The sequence below is a fragment of the Lactobacillus equicursoris DSM 19284 = JCM 14600 = CIP 110162 genome (genome assembly GCF_001434815.1).
In the GTDB taxonomy this organism is placed as follows: domain Bacteria; phylum Bacillota; class Bacilli; order Lactobacillales; family Lactobacillaceae; genus Lactobacillus; species Lactobacillus equicursoris.
Genome location: NZ_AZDU01000025.1, coordinates 1 through 19,705, shown reverse-complemented (window position 1 = coordinate 19,705; position 19,705 = coordinate 1). Strand labels below are relative to the sequence as shown.

Genomic DNA, 19,705 nt, shown 5'->3' with positions numbered 1-19,705 from the left:
GGTGCAATATCCGCTGCCAATCGCGCGTTTGATCGATTCCTTCATGAAATTGCCTGGTATTGGCGAAAAAACGGCAACGCGCTTAGCCTTTTATGCCATGGACATGCCAGAAGAGGACGTGCAAGAATTTGCCCAGTCGCTGGTGGACGTGAAGCAGAAATTGCGGGAATGTTCCATCTGCGGCAATATCACTGAGCAAGACCCATGTTCCATTTGCGCCAACCCTGCCAGAGACCAGTCCACCATCATGGTGGTGGAAGAGCCTAAAGACGTCATGGCCTTTGAAAACATGGGCGAATATAGCGGTCTTTACCACGTTCTGCACGGCGTTTTGTCGCCCATGGATGGAGTTGGCCCTGAGCAGATCAACATCAAGTCTTTGATCGTCCGCTTGCAAAAGCAAGACTCGGTTAAAGAAGTGATCTTGGCTTTAAACTCTACGCCAGAAGGCGAGTCGACCGCCATGTACATCAGCCGCCTGATTAAGCCCGCTGGCCTCAAGGTCACGCGCCTAGCGGCCGGCCTAGCAGTTGGTTCTGACATCGAGTATGCCAACCTGATTACCCTGAAGCGGGCAGTTCAAGGAAGGACGGAACTATGAAAAAAATTGACAAGATTAAGCAAGCTGAAGATGCCAAGCTGATGGACCTGGTTGAACGGGTCCAGCAAGAAATCAGCTTGAACAAGGGCTTAGACAACACGACCTTGGATATGTCAGACGACAATATCGTGGCTGACAAGATCTTGCGGGCTGAATATGCCTTTTTGTATGACGAAGCCCGCTACCGCCACGCTTCTTATACCGGCGTGACCAACGCGATTTCTCAATAAAGAGCAAACTCCCATTAAGGCAATGACATTGCCATTAAGGGAGTTTTTCTTTTTGACAAAAAAATAATCAGATATCTAAAAAATACAAGATTTAGTGTTCAACTTTTGACTATTAATACTAGAGATAGTCTTGTAAAATAGAGAAAGGAGGTTTTTGCACTTATGGAAGGTTACTTTATCACTTTTGAAGGGCCAGACGGCGCCGGCAAGACGACCGTCATTAGCGAAGTCGTGAAGGCACTTCAAGCTCAAACGTCAAGAGAAATCTTGGTTACGCGCGAACCAGGCGGGTCCAAGATCGCCGAAAGCATCCGGGACATCATCTTAGACCCGGCAAATACGGAAATGGATGATAAAACGGAAGCCCTGCTTTACGCAGCTAGCCGCGCCCAGCACGTCAGCGAGATCATTAACCCGGCCCTGGCAGCTGGCAAGATCGTTATCTCTGACCGCTTTGTCGATTCTTCCTTGGCCTACCAGGGCAAGGGACGGGGGCTAGGCATTGACGAAGTGGCCCAGATTAATGCCTTTGCGACCGGACACTTAGAGCCTCAGCTGACCGTCTTTTTGGACATTGAGCCAGAAATCGGCTTAAAGCGGATCAGCAAGGAGCGCGCCGGCCAAGAAGACCGCCTGGAACAAGAAAAGCTGGCCTTCCACCAGCTGGTTTACCGCGGCTACCAAGAAGTGGTTAAGGCTCACCCAGACCGGATCAAGGTCGTCGATGCAAGGCAAGATTTGAGCCAAGTGGTCAAGGCAAGTGTTAAACTGATTAAAAGTACTTTCCCAGCAGCATTTAAGTAGGAGGCAGGGAACATGAAACTAATCGTCGCTATTGTTCAATCAGAAGATGCTAAGCGCCTGCAAAACGCTTTTATCGATCATGACGTCCGGGCTACCAAGCTGGCTTCAACAGGTGGCTTTTTAAGAGAAGGCAACACCACCTTCTTGGTTGGGGTGGAAGATGAAGACGTGGACGACGTTTTGGACATCATCCATGAAAATTCACAAACCAGAGAAGAAGTCATCACGCCGGGCCTGCACCCTGGGATTTCCTTTGAGCAGCAGATTGATCCAGTCAACATCACGGTTGGCGGGGCTACGGTCTTCATTTTGCCAGTTGACCGCTTCTTGCACTTTTAATGCCTGATTTAAAAAGCGTTAACCATGAGGCAGCAGACCGCTTAAAGCGGGCCAAGGACAAGGATAAGCTGGCCCATGCCTATTTGCTGGTAACCGGCGACGAGGCTCAGGCTCTCAACACCGTTTACTGGCTAATCTGCTATGCCAACTGCCAAGGGGAGAATAAGCCTGACGGCACTTGCGTGTCTTGCCAGCGGATTCTGTCTGGCAACTATCCTGACGTCTTTTTGGTCAAGCCCGAAGCTGGCCGGCAAACCACTTCGATTGACCAGATCCGCCCCTTGAAAGAGGAGCTGGCTAAAAGCCCTGCTGAAGGCGATTTTCGCTACTTTATCATTGACCAGGCGCAAAGCCTGACTTTGTCAGCGTCAAACGCCTTGCTTAATTTACTGGAAGAACCGGTAGCGCCGGTCGTAACCTTCTTAATTGCAAATAATGCCGGGCAGGTTTTGCCCACTATCCGGTCTAGAACCCAGATTATTGCCTTTGAGCAAAAGGCAGCTTCTGGCCGGGACGGCTTTTTACTGGAAAATGGCTTCAGCCAAGAAGAGCTGGCTCAGCTGGGCAAGACCGACCAGTTTGACCAGCAGGTCAAGTATTTTTACCAGGAGCTAAAAGATCAAGATGCTTTAGCTATTATTTCGGCCCACCGCCTGGGCGACCAGGTGAAAAAGGGCGGCAAGCCCATGGAAAAGTATCTATGGCTGCTCTTAAAGAAGTGGGCGGAGCGAGATTTAGAAAATGGCGAATTAACCCTTGCGGCAGCCATCTTGAGCGACCTGCTCACGGTCGACCAGATGCGGCAAAGCAATGTCAGCGTGCTAAATTGCTTAGACTTTTTAGCCTTGAAATGGCAAAAGTAGGTAGGTGAAAATTGTGGATCCATATTCAAAGTTAGAGCAGCTCGAGCAGCAGCTGGAAAAAATGCTCAAGAGCGTCCAGTCCCTTAAGGGCGAAGTCTTAGAGACCTTAAAGGAAAATACCGAGCTCAAGGTGGAAAACCAGCTGCTACGCGAAAAGCTCGATAAGCTAACTGCCAAAGAGCACGGGAGCAAGAACCAAAACGGGATGACGGTGCTCAAGCAGATTTACCAATCAGGCTACCATATTTGCAACATGTACTACGGGACCCACCGGGATCCGAGTGCCGATTGCATGTTTTGCCTGGATATCTTAGATAATTTTGGAAAGAAATCAGGACATAAGTAATGCAGATTCAAACTAGCTATAAAGACGACCAGCAGGGCAAGCTCTACTTGGTGCCGACCCCGATTGGCAACTTGGAAGACATTACCATTCGGGCCAAAAAAGTTCTGGAAAGTGCCGATTATATCGCTGCTGAAGATACCAGAACCAGTGGCTTGATGCTGGACCGGATTGGCATCCACAATAAGATGGTGGCCTTTCACAAGTTTAATTCGAAGGAAAAGGCCCCAGAACTGGTGAAGCTGATGCAAGAAGGCGCTGTGATCGCTGAAATCAGCGATGCTGGGATGCCGGTCATTTCTGACCCTGGCTACATCTTGGTCGAAGAGTGCATCAAGGCCAATGTCCCAGTCGTGCCTCTGCCAGGGGCCTCCGCTTTTGCGACGGCCTTGATTGCATCTGGCTTTGACGCGCAGCCTTTTACCTACTATGGCTTTTTGCCTAGAAAAGCCAGTCAGCAAAAAGACTACTTTCAGGAAATGAACCAAGCCCGGGCAACCTCGATCTTTTATGAAGCGCCCCACCGCCTGGTTAAGACCCTGGAAACCATGGGAGAAGTCTTTGACCCTAGCCGGCAGATCGTCTGCGCTAGAGAACTGACCAAGATCCACGAAGAATTTGCCAGAGGGACTTTAGCCGAAGTGACTGACCACTTTAAAGACGTTGCCCCAAGAGGGGAATTCGTCGTCTTGGTTTCGCCAAATACGGCGGAAAAAGAGCTAGAATGGAATGACTTAATTGCCGAGGTTAAAGACAAGGTCGATTCCGGCGTTTCCAAGAAAGATGCGATTAAAGAAGTTGCCAAAAAGCACCAAGTTTCTAAAAACGAGCTGTATGACCGCTACCACCAACAGTAAAAGCAGTTAGGCAGCTTTTTTCTGTGGGCAAAACTGCTAAGCAAAAGGAAAAATGCAGATGAACAGATTTTATAAAGATTACCAGATTGAATATGATGATTGCGGGGAAAATGGCCTCTTAAGATTGCCCAACCTGATCGACCTCTTTATGGAGACCTCAGAAGGGCAATTGGCTAATGGCCCAGCCTCGTCTCAGGGGATGCAGGAAAAGGGCCTGGGCTGGGTAGTCACCCAGTACGAATTCAGCTTTAGCCGCTTGCCCCAGGCTAAGGAAAAGGTGCGTCTGTGGACAGACGCCAGCGGCTATAACCGTTTCTTGTGCTACCGGAATTTTGGCTTAGAAGATGAAGCGGGCAACGACATGATCACGGTCCGCAGCCAGTGGATTGTCTTGGACCTGGAAAAAAGAAAGCTCCTGCCGGTTAATGAAAAGCTGGTAGCTGATTTAAAGGCACCCAAACTGACCAAATTGCCTCGTTTTCAAAAATTACGGCCTCTAGACCAGTATGACCATGAGCAAAATTACCGGGTTCGGTATTATGATATCGACTTAAACCATCATGTCCACAATTCTCGGTACTTGGACTGGATTATGGATTCCCTGCCGCGAGACTTTTTGAATCGCTATGTTCCAGCAAGCTTGGTAATCAAGTTTGACAAGGAAATTCAGTACGGCGAAGAAGTGACCTGCCAGGCGACTTACGCTCCTGAAGAATTGACTAGTTCTCATGCCTTGACCCATCACGGAGATGTTATGGCTCTTTGTGAAGTCAAATGGCGAGAAATGTGATTTAATATAAGTTGTTCAGTTTTTTAGTCACTTTCTAGGAGGACACTATTTTGAAGAGTGAGACTAAGGCCAAGTTTGGCCTAACCAAGCTAGAATTGAGAGACTTAGTACTTTTGGCCATGGTGGTGGCCATCAAGGTCGTTTTGGGCAAGTTTAGCGTCGGCAACGCCACTTTGCAAGTAGGCTTTGGCTTCATTGGGTCAGTCATGCTGGGCTTTTTCTTTGGCCCATGGTGGGGCTTCGTTGGCGGGGCCTTGAGCGACTTGGTTTCATCAGCCATTTTCGGCAACTTGGGCGGCTTCTTTATCGGCTACACCCTGACGGCTGCCTTGGGGCCAATGATCTACGGCTTTTTATTTTACAAAAAGCCAGTCCAAATCTGGCGGGTTATTGCGGCCACCATCTTGGTCACCATCATCTGCAACATTTGGCTTAACACCCTCTGGGTTTCATTGATGTACGGTGCCAAATTTATGGCTGCCCTGGCAACCCGGATCGTCAAGGAAATGATCACCCCATGGATTCAAATGATCATTACTTGGTTTGTTTTGCAAGCCTTGAGCCGGGTTAAGCAAAGTAAGAAATTTTAGAATTCAGGTAAGAAGAGTTATATGAAGATTTTAAGCATGTCAACGGCAACTAGCGATTTGAGCGTAGCCATTCGCCAAGACGGCCAGCTGACTTTTGCAAAAATGGAAAAAAATCAGCGCAACCACAGCGTGGATCTGGATCCCTTGATTGAAGAGGGCTTAAAGGAAACCGGCTTGACCTTAAAAGCCATCGACCGCTTTGCGGTAGCGATTGGGCCAGGCTCATATACCGGTCTGCGGGTGGGCCTCACCACGGCCAAGATGCTGGCCTCCATTTTGGGCAAGGACTTGGTCGGCGTGTCGACCTTAAAGGCTTTGGCATTAAACTGCGCTGGCCGCAATGCTTTAGTTGTAGCGGCCTTGGACGCTAGAAACCAGAACTTTTTTGCTGGGGCCTACCGCGGCCAAGAAGCCGTGATTGAAGATGGTCACTATGCCTTAGGCGACCTGCTAGACCAAATCCAAGCCCTGCCAGACCAAGAAGTCATTTTTACCGGCAGCGACTTTACTAAGTATGCGGACGCGATCAAGGAAGGCTTAGCTGGTAAGCAGGTAACCTTCGCTGAAGGCGATGACAACCTCTTGCAGGCTGGTCAAGTAGCCCTTTTGGCAGAAAAGGCTGCGCCAATTGATCCCGACCAGGCGGTACCGAACTACCTGAGACGGACCCAGGCTGAATACGACTGGCAAAAGAAGACCGGGCAAGCCTTTGAAGCAGATAGTGCTTATGTAGAGGAAGTTTAATGGAAAAATGGAAGTTTTCTCGAATGCGCCAAGCGCTTTTCCGCCCAGACGGCCGGTGATCGGCGGGCAGGAATATTGTCTAAGGCGGGCTGATGGCGATGATATCTATCAGATTCTTTTGCTGGAAAAAGAAGTCTACCAGGGGCAGCTGCCCTGGCCCCAAAAGATTTTTGCCAAGGAATTAAGAAGGCGGGATTCTTTATACCTCCTCTTGTACTTTGGCAACTACTTAGTGGGGATGGTTGGCTGCCGCTTTCGCTTTTATCAGGCCCATATTACTTATTTAGCCGTTGTGCCCCAGCTGCAGGGCCGGGGCCTTGGCACTTACTTGTTAACCGTGATCTTAAACGAGGTTAAAAAGCAAGACCTTAATAAGGTGACCTTGGAAGTGCGGGTTGAGAACAAAAAGGCTCAGGCGCTTTACCGCCACTTAGGCTTTCGAGACAACTTCATTAGACGGAACTACTACACCAATGTTGACCGTCCTGACAGCGACGGCTTAAACATGATCTGTGATCTCAGAAAGAAGAATAAATTTGAATAAAGAAAAAGATATTCGCATTTTGGCTTTTGAAAGCTCCTGCGATGAAACATCCACTTCTGTGGTGAAAAACGGCTCAGAAATCGAGAGCTTGGTCGTGGCAACCCAAATCAAGAGCCACGCCCGCTTTGGTGGGGTTGTGCCGGAAGTGGCCAGCCGCCACCATATTGAAGTGATCACCCAGATTACCAAAGAAGCCCTGGCTGAAGCCAAGGTGACTTGGGACGACATCGATGCCATTGCCGTCACCCACGGTCCTGGCCTGGTTGGGGCTCTCTTGATCGGGATTAACGCTGCTAAAGCAGCTTCTATGGCGACAGGCTTGCCGCTAATCGGCGTAGACCACATCATGGGCCACATTACCGCGGCCCAGCTGGTCGACAAGATCGAATACCCAGCCATGGCCTTGCAGGTGTCAGGTGGCCACACGGAAATCGTCTTGATGAAGGATCCAACCCACTTTGAAATCGTGGGCGACACCCGCGACGACGCAGCTGGGGAAGCCTATGACAAGATTGGCCGGGTGCTGGGGGTCAACTATCCAGCCGGCAAGACCATTGACCAGTGGGCTCATCAAGGCAAGGATACTTTTAACTTCCCAAGAGCCATGATCGACGAAGACAATTACGACTTCTCCTTCTCCGGCTTAAAGAGTGCCTTCATCAACACCTGCCACCATGCTGACCAAATCGGCGAAAAGCTGGATAAGTATGACCTGGCAGCCAGCTTCCAAGCAGCAGTCGTCGACGTTTTGGCGGCCAAGACCATCAGAGCCATCAAGCAGTACCAGCCTAAGACCTTTATCATGGGTGGGGGCGTGGCGGCCAACCTGGGCTTGAGAGAGCGGATGGATCAAGAAATTGCGGCTTTGGCCAACCCGCCAAAGGTGATCCTGCCGCCTCTTAAGCTCTGCGGAGACAATGCTGCCATGATTGGGGCAGCAGCCTACAACCAGTACCTGGAAGGCGACTTTGCCGATCTGCGGCTAGACGCTGATCCATCAATGGAACTGCCATATGCGGCTGATTACAAGTAATCTAAAATAACAAAAATTACCAAAAGAAAAATGACTGAATCTTTGATTCAGTCATTTTTTGGCTTATTCAAATTCTTCCAGGGCCAAGGAGTAGTCTTCCCAGTCTTGGCTTAATTGGGCAATCTTTTCCTGCACCGCTGTGAGCTCTTCTTGCAGCGGCCCTAACTTGCTGAAGTCAGCGGCAATGGCTGGATCAGCCATTTGCTCTTGGAGGTCAGTTTCTTGCTGTTCCAGCTTGGCAATGTCTTTTTCTGCTTGCTCAACCTGTCTTTGCAGCTTCCGCTTTTCGGAATCGCGCTTTTTCTGCTCTTGGTAAGACAGCTTGCTTTCGCTGACATTTTTGGCAGGAGCAAGATCACTATTTGCTTCTTGACTAGCAGCCATATTTTCAGCGGCAGCCTCTTTGGCCTTTTCGTTTAGGTAGTAAGAGTAGTTGCCTTCGTAAATCTTGGCATGGCCATCTTTGGCTACCACGATCTTGTTGGCCAGCTCGTTGATAAAGTAACGGTCGTGGGAAACAAAGAGCAGGGTGCCGTCGTAGTCGTCCAGTGCCTTTTCCAAAACTTCCTTGGCTTCAATGTCCAAGTGGTTGGTTGGTTCGTCCATCAAGAGGAAGTTGTCGTGCTCCATGGCTAATACCGTCAGCGTCAAGCGAGCTCGCTGCCCGCCGGACAATTGGCTGACCTTCTTGTCGATGTCCTTGGCGGTGAAGAGGAAGCTGGCCAAAATGGAGCGGATGTCCTTTTCATTCATCTCCTTGTGCCGGTCCCAGATGGTGTCGATGACGGTCTTTGAGTAGTCTAGCCCCTGCAGCTCCTGGTCATAGTAGCCAATGTCTAAGCTGGCCCCATATTTGATAGAGCCGGCCTTAACGGGCAGCTGCTTCATAACCGTCTTTAACAGAGTGGACTTGCCGATCCCGTTGTCGCCGATAATGGCCACCCGGTCACCCTTGTTGACCTGGAAGGAGATGTCTTTCAGCATGGTCTTGTCAGGGTAGCCGACAGCCAGCTCCTTCAAGATCAAGACTTCCTTGCCTGATGGCCGCTCGCTGTTAAAAGCAATCCGGACCTTAGAATCGTGTTTAGGCGGATCGATCAGCTCCATCTTTTCTAAGGCCTTGCGGCGGCTTTGGGCCTGCTTGGTCGTAGAAGCACGTACGATGTTCTTTTGGATGAACTCTTCTTCTTTCTTGATCTCGGCTTGCTGCTTTTCATAAGCGGCCTCTAGCTGCCGGTCGCGGAGCTCGCGCTCAGCCACGTACTGGCTGTAGTTGCCCTTGAAGATCGTCAAAGTGCCATGGTTCAGTTCAAAAATCTGCGTAGCCAAATGGTCCAAGAAGTACTGGTCGTGGGAAACCGTGACGATGGCGCCTTGGTAGTTCTTTAAAAAAGTTTCCAGCCAGTCCAAAGTCGACAGGTCCAGGTAGTTGGTTGGTTCGTCCAAGAGAAGAAGGGGAGGCTTTTTTAAGAGCAATTTGACAAAGCTTAGACGGGTCTTTTCCCCGTCAGACAAGCTGGCAATCTGCTTGGTCCAGGTGCTCTCTGGGAAGTTAAAGCCGTTCAGCATGCTCTTCACGTCAGCTTGGTAGGTATAGCCGCCATCTTGTTCAAAGGCGTACTGGGCCTGGTCCAGCTTCTTTAAGAGCTCTTCGTCTTCTGGATGATCAGCCACCGCGTATTGCAGGCGCTCAACCTGCTTGCCCCGTTCAATCAGCTGGTCAAAAACCGTTAGCATTTCGTCCCAGATGGACTTAGATTCGTCAAAGTCGTGCTCCTGGGCGATGTAGCCCAGGTCAATGCCCTTGTTGACGGTAAAAGCCCCCTTGGTTGGCTCTTGCTTGCCAGTCATGATCTTGAGCAGGGTGGTCTTGCCGACCCCGTTTGGGCCCACTAGGCCAATCCGGGCATTATTTTCAATTGAGAAGTTAACATTGCTAAATAGTGGAGCAGCGCCGAACCGCTGCTCTAAGTCGTGTCCTTGTGCTATTATCATAAATTTTCACCTTGCAATATTGTACCATGTAACGACGCTTGAATCGGTTATTTCTGTTTAAAAATAAAATTTTTTGCTTGTGAAGCTGGTTAATGTAAAGGGCTTTTAACTAAATATTGTGAAAATTGTGCTTGCCAAATGACGGCAAAAATGGGTATCATATATAGATGATTGATTACGATTTCACATTCACAAATTAGAGTTGGAGGCTTCTTATGAATAGTAAGATTAAGATCCCCAAGGCTACCGCAAAAAGACTGCCCTTGTATTATCGCTACTTGCTGCTGCTAAATGATGAAGGTAAAGACAAGGTCTCATCTACGGAACTGGCTGAGGCTGTTCAAGTCGACAGTGCGTCCATTCGCCGCGACTTCTCATACTTTGGCGCCTTAGGCAAGCGGGGGTATGGCTATGACGTTAAGAATTTGCTGGGCTTTTTCAAGAAGATCTTGAATCAAGATACCTTGACTAACGTAGCTTTGGTCGGTGTCGGGAACTTAGGTCATGCTTTGTTAAACTATAACTTTAAGCGCAGCAACAACATCCGGATTTCCTGTGCTTTTGACATTAACCCGGAAATTACTGGCAAGATCACCCAAGGGGTGCCGGTTTACTCCATGGATGAAATGAAGCAGCAGATTTCTGACCAGCAGATCCGAATTGCCATCTTGACCGTGCCGCAAGCCACGGCCCAAAAGACGGCTGATGAGATGATTGAAGCGGGGATCAAGGGGATCATGAACTTTACCCCGATCCGTCTGTCTGCGCCAAACGGCGTCCGCATTCAAAACGTGGACCTGGCAACGGAATTGCAGACCTTGATCTACTTTTTGGATTCCGACCAATTGGCCGAGCAAAAAGACGAAGACAAGAAAGAATAACAGTATTTGCTGCAATATTTTTTCTAATAAAGAAAAAACGTTGATAAATCGCCAGTTTTAGCACTTTTTAGCACTCTTAGCTAAAAAGTGCTATTTTTCTCTTGCCTTTTTGGCAAAAAAGGACTATATTCATAGTTGTAAGTTAGCACTTGATCAATAAGAGTGCTAAGCAAATATTTGACTATTAATTTCAGGAGGGAATAACGTGTTACAACCAATTGGAGATCGCGTGATCGTTGAAGTTAAAGAAGCTGAAGAACAAACCGTTGGTGGCATCGTACTTGCTTCCAACGCTAAGGAAAAGCCAACCCAAGGCAAGGTTGTTGCTGTAGGTGCTGGCCTTTACGCTGAAGATGGCAGCAAGCTTCCTATGACCGTCCAAGAGGGCGATGAAGTATTATACGATAAGTATTCTGGCACCAAGGTGAAGTACGAAGGTAAGGAATACTTAGTCCTTCATGAAAAAGACATTTTGGCAATCGTTAAGTAATTTAAGGAGTGCAAGTTAAAAAATGGCAAAAGACATTAAGTTTTCAGAAGACGCAAGACGTTCCCTTTTACGGGGTGTAGACAAGCTGGCCAACACGGTTAAGACGACCTTGGGGCCAAAGGGCAGAAACGTTGTTTTGGAACAAGCCTACGGCAACCCAACCATTACTAACGACGGTGTAACCATTGCCAAGGCAATTGAACTGGAAAACCACTACGAAAACATGGGTGCCAAGCTGGTTGCAGAAGCTGCTTCTAAGACCAACGACATCGCTGGTGACGGTACTACTACTGCTACTGTTTTGACCCAAGCCATCGTTCAAGAAGGTATGAAGAACGTAGTTGCCGGTGCTAACCCTGTAGGCATCCGCCGCGGGATTGAAAAGGCTACTGACGCAGCTGTTGCCGCTTTGCACAAGAACAGCCATGAAGTTTCCAGCAGGGATCAAATCGCTCAAGTTGCTTCAATTTCTAGTGCTTCAAAGGAAATCGGCGACTTGATTGCGGAAGCGATGGAAAAGGTTGGCAACGACGGCGTAATTACTATTGAAGACTCACGCGGGATCGAAACTGAACTGAGCGTTGTTGAAGGGATGCAATTCGACCGCGGCTACTTGTCACAATACATGGTAACTGACAACGACAAGATGGAAGCTGATCTGGACAACCCATACATCTTGATCACTGACAAGAAGATCTCAAACATCCAAGACATCTTGCCACTGTTGCAAGAAATCGTGCAACAAGGCCGCGCGCTCTTGATTATCGCTGACGATGTTTCAGGTGAAGCTTTGCCAACTCTGGTCTTGAACAAGATCCGTGGTACCTTCAACGTGGTTGCCGTTAAGGCTCCTGGCTTTGGTGACCGCCGCAAGGAACAACTTGCAGACATCGCTGCCTTGACTGGTGGTACGGTCATTTCTGAAGACCTTGGCCTGGAACTCAAGGACACCCAACTTAGCCAACTTGGTCAAGCTCGCCGCGTAACCATCACCAAGGACTCAACTACCATCGTTGATGGCTCTGGCTCAAAGGAAGCCATCCAAGAACGGGTTGACACCATCAGAAAGCAAATCGAAGACACGACTTCTGACTTTGACAAGAAGAAGCTGCAAGAACGTCTTGCTAAGCTCACTGGTGGCGTTGCTGTCATCCACGTCGGTGCAGCTACTGAAACTGAACTCAAGGAACGCCGCTACCGCGTAGAAGACGCCTTGAACGCTACCCGCGCCGCTGTTGACGAAGGTTACGTAGCTGGTGGTGGTACTGCCCTGGTTAACGTTGAAGACGCTGTTAAGGCTGTTAAGGGCGACACTGCTGATGAACAAACTGGGATCAACATCGTTGCTCGCGCTTTGACTGCTCCAGTTCGTCAAATCGCTGAAAACGCTGGTCAAGAAGGCTCAGTTGTCGTTGACCACCTGCGCAAGGTTGACCCAGAAGTTGGTTACAATGCGGCTGAAGACAAGTACGTCAACATGATTGACGAAGGGATTATCGACCCAACCAAGGTTACCCGTTCAGCCTTGCAAAACGCTGCTTCAATCGCAGGCTTGTTGCTTACTACCGAAGCTGTCGTAGCAGAAATTCCTGAAGAAAAGAAGGATGCTGCCGCTCCAGCAGGTCAAGCCGGCATGATGTAAAAAGCCTAATCTAAACACAGAAGAATTACTGAAAAAGCTTAGCCGTTGGCTAAGCTTTTTTCTTGCCTGTGCCTATCGACAAGGAATTGCGGGAAATGCTGTATAATATAAGTCAGTACTAAAAGTGAGGGAAGTTTTATGCCAAAAGAAGCCACAACGCCAATGATGCAGCAGTATTACCAAATTAAGAGTGAGTACCCAGATGCCTTTCTCTTTTACCGGGTAGGGGACTTTTATGAGCTGTATGAAGATGACGCTATTAAGGGTGCCCAGATCTTGGAGCTCACCTTAACCCACCGGTCCAACAAGTCGGCCAATCCAATTCCGATGGCGGGCGTGCCCCACATGGCGGTTGATTCTTACATCAACACCTTAGTGGAAAAAGGCTACAAGGTGGCGATTTGTGAGCAGTTGGAAGACCCTAAAAAGGCCAAGGGAATGGTCAAACGGGGGATTATCCAGTTAGTGACGCCCGGCACCAAGATGGCCCAAGGGCCTGATGAAGGGCAAGAGAGCAACTATCTGACTTCCGTTGCCGGCGGCCGGGGCGGCTATGGTCTGGCTTATAGTGACCTGTCAACGGGGGAAGTTTTTGCCACGACCGTGCCTAATTTTGAAGAGGTGGTCAACGAGCTCTTGTCGCTTAGAACCAAAGAAGTTGTCTTTGCTGGGGAAATGCCGGCTGACGAGCGGGAGACCTTGGAAAAGGCTAATATCACCATTTCCCAGCCAGCCGAGCTGGCAGGCCAGCACGCCGAAATTTCTTATGTTGAGCAGCTCTTGTCCAGCCCTTTGGAGAAAAAGGCGACCCGGCAACTAGTCGTTTATTTGCTGTCAACGCAAAAGAGAAGCCTAGCCCACCTGCAGGTGGCTGAAAGCTACGAAGTTGGGCAATACTTGCAAATGTCCAACACCGTTCAAAGAAACCTGGAACTGACCCAGTCAGCCACAACTGGCAAAAAGCAGGGCTCCCTTTTCTGGGTCTTGGACAAGACCCACACGGCGATGGGGGGCCGCTTACTTAAGCAGTGGCTGAGCCGCCCGCTTTTATCTAAAGAAAAGATCCTGGCCCGGCAAGAAATGGTGCAAGCCCTAATCGACAACTACTTTACCCGGGAAAATGTGGTGGATGCCTTAAAGGGCGTCTACGACCTGGAGCGGCTAAGCGGCCGGATTGCTTTTGGCAATGTCAACCCAAGGGAACTCTTGCAGTTGTCACGCTCTTTAAATGCGGTAGGCCCCATCTTGGACGCCTTAAAGGAATCAGGCGACTCAAACTTAATAGCCTATGCCGCAGATATTGACCCTCAAGAAGAGGTCGCTGCCGACATCCAAAAGACCATCGTGGATGATCCGCCAATGTCGACTAAAGACGGCAACATCATCAGAGAAGGTGTAGATGAAGACTTAGACAAGTACCGGGGCGCCATGAATGGCGGTAAGCAGTGGCTAGCCCAAATGGAAGTCTCTGAGCGGCAAAAGACCGGGATTGACAACCTGAAGATCGGCTACAACCGGGTCTTTGGATACTTTATCCAGGTCAGCAAGGGCAATGTTTCCAAGGTGCCGCAAGACCGCTACATGCGTAAGCAAACCCTGACCAACGCCGAGCGCTACATTACACCGGAACTAAAAGAACACGAAAACCTGATTCTGGAGGCAGAATCCAAGTCAACGGAATTAGAACATGACCTCTTTGCCAAGCTAAGAGACCGGATCAAGGAGCACATTCCAGAACTCCAAAAATTGGGCAGACAATTGGCAGCCCTGGATGTTTTGGTCGCCTTTGCTGAAGATGCCGAAGAAAAGAACTATTGCCGGCCAACTTTTGCTAAAAAGCAAGAGATCGACATTAAAAACGGCCGCCACCCGGTGGTGGAAGCCGTGCTTGAAGCCGGTTCTTACATCCCTAACGATTTGACCATGGACGAAGATACCAGCATCTATCTAATCACGGGTCCCAACATGTCCGGTAAGAGTACCTACATGCGGCAGATGGCCTTGATCGCTATCATGGCCCAGGTTGGGTCTTTTGTACCGGCAGAAGCGGCAACCCTGCCAATTTTTGACCAGATCTTCACCCGGATCGGGGCAGCTGACGACCTTTATTCCGGCAAGAGTACCTTCATGGTAGAAATGAGCGAGGCTAACGATGCTTTGCAGCGGGCTTCCAGCCGGTCCTTGATCCTCTTTGACGAAATCGGCAGAGGGACGGCTACTTATGACGGGATGGCCTTAGCCGGTGCCATTATCAAGTACCTGCACGACAAGGTCGGGGCTAAGACCCTTTTTGCCACCCACTATCACGAATTAACGGAACTGGAGCAGACCCTGCCGCATTTAAAGAACATCCATGTCGGGGCTACCCAGGAAAATGGCAAGCTGATCTTCTTGCACAAGATCCTGCCAGGGCCAGCTGACCAGTCCTACGGGATTCACGTGGCCAAACTGGCCGGTTTGCCAAGAGAAGTCTTAAGAGAAGCTTCCAAGATGCTGAAGCGGCTGGAAGCAGAAGGGGCCAGCGAAATCAACCCTGTCAGCCAGCAGCTGGATTTGTTTGCCCCGGCCCCGATTGCAGAACCTGAGCCTGATCCAGACCAAGAGGCAAAAGACGACCTCTTAGACGAAATCAGCCAGACCAACTTGAACGAGATGACGCCGCTAGAGGTCATGCAGCTGGTCAGCGATTGGCAAAAGAGACTGGAAGACTAAGATGGCAGAAATTCATGAACTATCAGAAAATCTAACCAACCAGATCGCCGCTGGGGAAGTTATTGAGCGGCCAGCCAGCGTGGTTAAGGAGCTGGTGGAAAACGCGATTGATGCTGAAGCCACCCGGATCCGGGTGGAAGTGCTGAAATCCGGCTTAACTCAAATTTCCGTTCAAGACAACGGGATCGGGATTGCCCCGGACCAGATTGACCTGGCCTTTATGCGTCACGCCACCAGTAAGATCAAGAATGAGCGCGATTTGTTTAATATTGCAACTCTAGGTTTTAGAGGCGAAGCCTTGGCGTCCATTGCGGCGGTTTCCCATGCCGAGATCTTGACCTCAACTGATGGGCAAATTGGCACTAAGGCAGGCTTTAGCGGCGGGATCAAGAACTTTCAAGAAGACGCCGGCAGCCCTAAGGGGACCAAGATTACGGTTCGGGACCTTTTTTACAATACGCCAGCCCGTCTCAAGTATTTGAAGAGTCCCAAGACTGAGCTGCTAAAAATCGTCGACATCGTGGACCGGATTGCCCTGGGTCACCCGGAAATCAGTTTGACCCTGGCTAGCGACGGCAAGGTCCTCTTAAGAACGCCGGGCAACGGCAACTTGAAGCAGGACGTAGCCAACATTTACGGCCGCAAGGTGGCAGAAGAAATGCTCACGGTGGAAAGCGAAGACCCGGACTTTACCCTTTATGGCTTAGTTTCTCAGCCAGACCTCACCCGGTCCAACCGCAATTTTATCTCGATTTTGCTTAATGGCCGCTACATCAAGAACTACCAGCTGGCTGCGGCCTTAATGGATGGCTACGGCACCCAGCTGGCCGGGAAGAAGTACCCAATTGCCGTTTTGGCCATTGAAGCCGATCCCTTGCTGGTTGACGTCAACGTCCACCCAACTAAGGAAGAAGTTCGCTTGTCTAAAGAAAAAGAGCTGAGCCGGCTAATTACGGGTGCGGTCAGCCAGGCCCTGCTAGGGCAAGAGGAAGCGGGATCGGGCTCAAGTCCCCTTTTTAAGCTGACCCCTTATAAAAACAAGACCGAAATGGACCAGCTGGAATTCAATCTGGGGAAAAACGTGGTGGATTCTAAGCGCCCAGATGGCTTTTCCTTGCCAGAAGTCAGCGAAGCTGAGCCAAAGGCAATAGAGAAAGCCAAAACCAAGCAAGCAGAATCTGCTTTTGAAGCTAAAGCGGATGTAGAGCTTAAAAATAAGCAGCTGGAAGAAGCTACAAAAGAATCAGAAGAAAAAACCGCAGTTAGAGACTACGTTGACTTGAACCAGGTTAGAGAAGATGACCAGTATGTCTTAACCAAGACCTGGGACCAAAACGTTTTGGACCAGGCGCAGTTTCCGCCATTTGCTGGCGAAGACCAAGCTGTGGGTGAGGAGTTAATTGCGCCAGCTGATCGGGCGCTAGCCGCAAATTTGCCAGAACTGACCCTCTTGGGGCAGACCAAGGCCTATTTAGTGGCCAGCCATAAAGAAGACCTCTACCTGCTGGACCAAGTTGCCGTCAGAAGACGGCTGGAATATGACAAGATCGTCTCCAGCATCCAAAAAGCGGAGAACTATCAGCAAGGACTTTTAGAGCCCATGGTCTTTGATTTTGGGCCATATGACTATGAAAAGCTGAAGGACCAGCTGCCTAAGCTGAAAAAACTGGGCTTGATCTTGGAGGATTTTGGGCAAAATGCGCTCCTCATGCGGTCTTACCCAACTTGGATCAAGGGCGACCCGATGAGCGAAATTAGAGAGCTCTTGGACCAATTTTTGAACGCCCGCAAGCTAGACGAGGGCAAGATGGTCAGCTTTTTGGCGGCAAGGGCAGCAGAAATGGCCGTGCCTCGGCGAATCAAGCTGTCTGGCAGCGAGGCCAGTCAGCTTCTTAGAGACATCGCCAAGGCTAGCGACCCTTACCGGGATGCCAGCGGCCAGGTGGCCATCGTCCGCCTGAGTCAAACGGACCTAGGCAAGCTCTTTAAGAAAAACTAGAAATATAAAATATATTCTGTTAATTAAAAAAAGGATAACGGAGGATGTATTAGTTAGCTATGTACGAATTTTTTGAAGGGACCATCGCCTATGTCACCCCGGCCTATGTCGTTATCAACGTGGGCGGCGTTGGCTACCGGATCTTAACGCCCACCCCCTATGCCTACCATGAAGGAGAAAAGGCCAAGATTTATATTGAGCAGGTCGTGCGGGAAAATGATATCAGCTTGTACGGCTTTAAGAGCCAGCAAGACAAGGGCCTATTCAACAAGCTCAACCAAGTGTCCGGTATCGGCCCAAAGTCTGCTTTGGCCATCATGGCGGCAGAAGATAACGGTGCCTTGGCCAGCGCTATCGAAAGCGGCGAGGTCAACTACTTGACCCGCTTCCCCGGCATTGGCAAAAAGACCGCTTCTCAGATCGTCTTGGACCTGCGGGGCAAGATGGGCAATTATGTGGCAGAAAACCTCTTTAACGAGGAAACGCCAAAGGCAGGCCTGTCTCAAGACCTACAAGATGCTCTGGCAGCATTGGCGGCTCTGGGCTACACCCAAAGAGAAATCGACCGGATTACGCCTAAGATGGAGAAATTGCCAGAAATGTCAGCTGACCAATACATCCGCAAGGGCTTGGGCTTTTTGCTGAAAAAGTAAATTTAAGTAAGAACAATAAACTAGGTGAAATCGATGCAAGATGAACACGTAACCAGCGCTGAGGCCGGAGCGGGCGAAGAAGCGACTGAATTGTCCCTTCGCCCCCAAACCCTCAGCCAGTATATCGGCCAAGGGCACGTCAAGCGCGACATGGAAGTTTATATCCAAGCCGCCAAAAAGCGGGGCGAAGCCTTAGACCACGTTTTGCTCTACGGCCCGCCCGGCCTTGGTAAAACGACCCTGGCCTTTGTCATTGCCAATGAATTAGGCGTTAATTTAAAAAGTACCAGTGGTCCGGCCATTGAAAGAGCGGGGGACCTGGTGGCCCTCCTTACCGACCTTGACCCAGGCGACGTCCTCTTTATCGACGAAATCCACCGCTTGGCCAAGCCAGTTGAAGAAGTCCTGTATTCTGCCATGGAAGACTACTACATCGACATCGTGGTGGGCGAAGGTCAAGCCACGCACGCCGTCCACCTGCCCCTTCCGCCCTTTACCCTGATTGGGGCAACGACTTTAGCGGGGCAACTGTCAGCGCCTTTGCGCGACCGTTTTGGCATTGTCGAGCACATGCAGTACTATGAACTTGAAGACCTCGAAGAGATTGTTTTGCGGTCTAGCCGGGTTTTCCACACCGAAATTTCTGAAGATGCAGCTCTAGAGCTTGCTCGCCGGTCGCGGGGGACGCCGCGGGTGGCCAACCGCCTCTTAAAGCGGGTCCGGGACTTTGCGGAAGTCAAGGGCGAAAGCGAGATTTCTTTTGAAACGACGGCTGCTGCCTTGCGTCAGCTGCAAGTTGATGATGCCGGGCTTGACCAAACAGACCGCAAGCTCTTAAGGACCATGATCATGAGCTATGGCGGCGGACCTGTTGGCATCAGGACTCTGGCCTCCAACATCGGCGAAGACCGAGAAACGATTGAGTCTTTGTATGAGCCATATCTGCTGCAAAAAGGCTTTATCGTCATGACCCCGCGGGGCCGGGTTGTCACCGAAAAAGCCTACCGGCAGCTGGGCTTGCCCCTGCCAAGCGATGAAGCATAGCCAAAAGACAGTTATTGAAGTATAATACTCAATACAGTCTAACTTTAATAGCGAATAAAATAATTTTACGAGGTGGAAAATTTGAATACTTTTGTATTAGCAACTAATAGCGGCGCCGGCAGCAGCGTCATGATGATCGTGATGCTGGCAGTCCTTTTCGGCTTTACCTACTTCACCATGATCAAGCCGCAAAAAAAGCAGCAGCAAGAACGTCAAGACATGATGAGCAAGCTGCAAAAGGGCGACAGCGTGGAAATGGTTAACGGCTTGCGCGGCAAGATCGACTCCATCAACGACGCTGACAAGACGGTCGTTTTGGACGCTGACGGCATCTACTTGACCTTCTCTCGTTTAGCCGTAAGAACGGTTTTGAAGAAGGCTGATGCCGCTCAAGCAAGCGAAGCTCCAGTTAAAGAAGAAGCCGCAGAAGCAGAAAACAAGGAAACTGCCGCTCCAGTTGACAAGGCTGATGCTGACAGCGCTGAAGACGAGAAGTAAGACGATAAAAAGTACCCAAAATAATGATGTGACCCCAAAAATTGGGACAAATT

At 49.9% G+C, this 19,705-nt stretch carries 21 protein-coding genes; 20 read left to right on the top strand and 1 reads right to left on the bottom strand.

Features of this window, described 5'->3' with window-relative positions; all coding sequences use genetic code 11:
- Position 1 precedes the first annotated feature (1 nt).
- From recR to tsaD, 12 genes are all read left to right on the top strand, one after another.
- A complete protein-coding gene (gene recR, locus FC20_RS05980; RefSeq protein ID WP_008462757.1) occupies positions 2-601 on the top strand; it encodes a recombination mediator RecR in 600 nt (199 codons plus the stop codon).
- On the top strand, positions 598-831 hold the full coding sequence (locus tag FC20_RS05975; protein ID WP_008462759.1) for a YaaL family protein: 234 nt from the start codon (positions 598-600) through the stop codon (positions 829-831). Before recR ends, FC20_RS05975 begins: the two co-directional genes overlap by 4 nt.
- Positions 832-993: 162 nt before the next feature.
- Positions 994-1,635, top strand: coding sequence for a dTMP kinase (gene tmk / locus FC20_RS05970; RefSeq protein WP_008462761.1), 642 nt, complete (start codon positions 994-996; stop codon positions 1,633-1,635).
- A gap of 12 nt (positions 1,636-1,647) precedes the next feature.
- A complete protein-coding gene (locus FC20_RS05965; protein WP_008462762.1) occupies positions 1,648-1,974 on the top strand; it encodes a cyclic-di-AMP receptor in 327 nt (108 codons plus the stop codon).
- Positions 1,974-2,837 (top strand): DNA polymerase III subunit delta, encoded by an 864-nt coding sequence (locus FC20_RS05960; RefSeq protein ID WP_008462764.1) that lies wholly within the window; start codon positions 1,974-1,976, stop codon positions 2,835-2,837. The genes FC20_RS05965 and FC20_RS05960 overlap by 1 nt, the downstream gene beginning before the upstream one ends.
- Before the next feature lie 13 nt (positions 2,838-2,850).
- Positions 2,851-3,183, top strand: coding sequence for a DNA replication initiation control protein YabA (gene yabA / locus FC20_RS05955; RefSeq protein WP_035172872.1), 333 nt, complete (start codon positions 2,851-2,853; stop codon positions 3,181-3,183).
- On the top strand, positions 3,183-4,037 hold the full coding sequence (rsmI, locus tag FC20_RS05950) for a 16S rRNA (cytidine(1402)-2'-O)-methyltransferase (RefSeq protein WP_008462767.1): 855 nt from the start codon (positions 3,183-3,185) through the stop codon (positions 4,035-4,037). The genes yabA and rsmI overlap by 1 nt, the downstream gene beginning before the upstream one ends.
- Positions 4,038-4,095: 58 nt before the next feature.
- Entirely contained in the window at positions 4,096-4,827 is a 732-nt protein-coding gene (locus FC20_RS05945; protein WP_008462769.1) for an acyl-[acyl-carrier-protein] thioesterase, read from the top strand.
- 50 nt (positions 4,828-4,877) lie between these two features.
- Positions 4,878-5,417, top strand: coding sequence for a folate family ECF transporter S component (locus FC20_RS05940; RefSeq protein ID WP_008462772.1), 540 nt, complete (start codon positions 4,878-4,880; stop codon positions 5,415-5,417).
- 21 nt (positions 5,418-5,438) lie between these two features.
- The gene (gene tsaB / locus FC20_RS05935; RefSeq protein ID WP_008462774.1) at positions 5,439-6,161 is read left to right on the top strand and encodes a tRNA (adenosine(37)-N6)-threonylcarbamoyltransferase complex dimerization subunit type 1 TsaB; all 723 of its coding nucleotides are present in this window, start codon (positions 5,439-5,441) and stop codon (positions 6,159-6,161) included.
- Between the two features lie 7 nt (positions 6,162-6,168).
- On the top strand, positions 6,169-6,705 hold the full coding sequence (gene rimI / locus FC20_RS05930) for a ribosomal protein S18-alanine N-acetyltransferase (RefSeq protein WP_008462777.1): 537 nt from the start codon (positions 6,169-6,171) through the stop codon (positions 6,703-6,705).
- Positions 6,698-7,738, top strand: a complete 1,041-nt coding sequence (gene tsaD / locus FC20_RS05925; protein WP_008462780.1) for a tRNA (adenosine(37)-N6)-threonylcarbamoyltransferase complex transferase subunit TsaD — start codon at positions 6,698-6,700, stop codon at positions 7,736-7,738. Before rimI ends, tsaD begins: the two co-directional genes overlap by 8 nt.
- Before the next feature lie 63 nt (positions 7,739-7,801).
- On the opposite strand, the gene FC20_RS05920 is transcribed toward tsaD, so the two are convergent.
- On the bottom strand, positions 7,802-9,733 hold the full coding sequence (locus FC20_RS05920) for an ABC-F family ATP-binding cassette domain-containing protein (protein WP_054667970.1): 1,932 nt from the start codon (positions 9,731-9,733) through the stop codon (positions 7,802-7,804).
- Between the two features lie 215 nt (positions 9,734-9,948).
- On the opposite strand from FC20_RS05920, the gene FC20_RS05915 reads away from it, so the two are divergent.
- From FC20_RS05915 to yajC, 8 genes are all read left to right on the top strand, one after another.
- A complete protein-coding gene (locus FC20_RS05915; protein ID WP_008462786.1) occupies positions 9,949-10,614 on the top strand; it encodes a redox-sensing transcriptional repressor Rex in 666 nt (221 codons plus the stop codon).
- A 205-nt stretch (positions 10,615-10,819) separates the two neighbouring features.
- Positions 10,820-11,104 (top strand): co-chaperone GroES, encoded by a 285-nt coding sequence (gene groES / locus FC20_RS05910; RefSeq protein ID WP_008462788.1) that lies wholly within the window; start codon positions 10,820-10,822, stop codon positions 11,102-11,104.
- Between the two features lie 22 nt (positions 11,105-11,126).
- Entirely contained in the window at positions 11,127-12,746 is a 1,620-nt protein-coding gene (groL, locus tag FC20_RS05905) for a chaperonin GroEL (protein ID WP_008462791.1), read from the top strand.
- Positions 12,747-12,884: 138 nt separating this feature from the next.
- A complete protein-coding gene (gene mutS, locus FC20_RS05900; protein ID WP_008462793.1) occupies positions 12,885-15,458 on the top strand; it encodes a DNA mismatch repair protein MutS in 2,574 nt (857 codons plus the stop codon).
- A 1-nt stretch (position 15,459) separates the two neighbouring features.
- Positions 15,460-17,457 (top strand): DNA mismatch repair endonuclease MutL, encoded by a 1,998-nt coding sequence (gene mutL, locus FC20_RS05895; protein ID WP_008462796.1) that lies wholly within the window; start codon positions 15,460-15,462, stop codon positions 17,455-17,457.
- A gap of 59 nt (positions 17,458-17,516) precedes the next feature.
- A complete protein-coding gene (ruvA, locus tag FC20_RS05890; protein WP_008462798.1) occupies positions 17,517-18,110 on the top strand; it encodes a Holliday junction branch migration protein RuvA in 594 nt (197 codons plus the stop codon).
- Between the two features lie 33 nt (positions 18,111-18,143).
- Complete coding sequence (gene ruvB, locus FC20_RS05885) at positions 18,144-19,154, top strand: Holliday junction branch migration DNA helicase RuvB (RefSeq protein WP_008462799.1); 1,011 nt, start codon at positions 18,144-18,146, stop codon at positions 19,152-19,154.
- A gap of 81 nt (positions 19,155-19,235) precedes the next feature.
- Positions 19,236-19,652: a preprotein translocase subunit YajC gene (yajC, locus tag FC20_RS05880; protein WP_008462801.1), complete on the top strand. Its 417-nt coding sequence runs from the start codon at positions 19,236-19,238 to the stop codon at positions 19,650-19,652.
- Positions 19,653-19,705: the final 53 nt, after the last annotated feature.

Coding starts and splice junctions, on each gene's coding strand:
- FC20_RS05975 (WP_008462759.1), top strand. CDS start 598: ATGAAAAAAATTGACAAGATTAAGCAAGCTGAAGATGCCAAGCTGATG.
- tmk (WP_008462761.1), top strand. CDS start 994: ATGGAAGGTTACTTTATCACTTTTGAAGGGCCAGACGGCGCCGGCAAG.
- FC20_RS05965 (WP_008462762.1), top strand. CDS start 1,648: ATGAAACTAATCGTCGCTATTGTTCAATCAGAAGATGCTAAGCGCCTG.
- FC20_RS05960 (WP_008462764.1), top strand. CDS start 1,974: ATGCCTGATTTAAAAAGCGTTAACCATGAGGCAGCAGACCGCTTAAAG.
- rsmI (WP_008462767.1), top strand. CDS start 3,183: ATGCAGATTCAAACTAGCTATAAAGACGACCAGCAGGGCAAGCTCTAC.
- FC20_RS05945 (WP_008462769.1), top strand. CDS start 4,096: ATGAACAGATTTTATAAAGATTACCAGATTGAATATGATGATTGCGGG.
- tsaB (WP_008462774.1), top strand. CDS start 5,439: ATGAAGATTTTAAGCATGTCAACGGCAACTAGCGATTTGAGCGTAGCC.
- rimI (WP_008462777.1), top strand. CDS start 6,169: ATGGAAGTTTTCTCGAATGCGCCAAGCGCTTTTCCGCCCAGACGGCCG.
- FC20_RS05920 (WP_054667970.1), bottom strand. CDS start 9,733: ATGATAATAGCACAAGGACACGACTTAGAGCAGCGGTTCGGCGCTGCT.
- FC20_RS05915 (WP_008462786.1), top strand. CDS start 9,949: ATGAATAGTAAGATTAAGATCCCCAAGGCTACCGCAAAAAGACTGCCC.
- groL (WP_008462791.1), top strand. CDS start 11,127: ATGGCAAAAGACATTAAGTTTTCAGAAGACGCAAGACGTTCCCTTTTA.
- mutS (WP_008462793.1), top strand. CDS start 12,885: ATGCCAAAAGAAGCCACAACGCCAATGATGCAGCAGTATTACCAAATT.
- mutL (WP_008462796.1), top strand. CDS start 15,460: ATGGCAGAAATTCATGAACTATCAGAAAATCTAACCAACCAGATCGCC.
- ruvA (WP_008462798.1), top strand. CDS start 17,517: ATGTACGAATTTTTTGAAGGGACCATCGCCTATGTCACCCCGGCCTAT.
- ruvB (WP_008462799.1), top strand. CDS start 18,144: ATGCAAGATGAACACGTAACCAGCGCTGAGGCCGGAGCGGGCGAAGAA.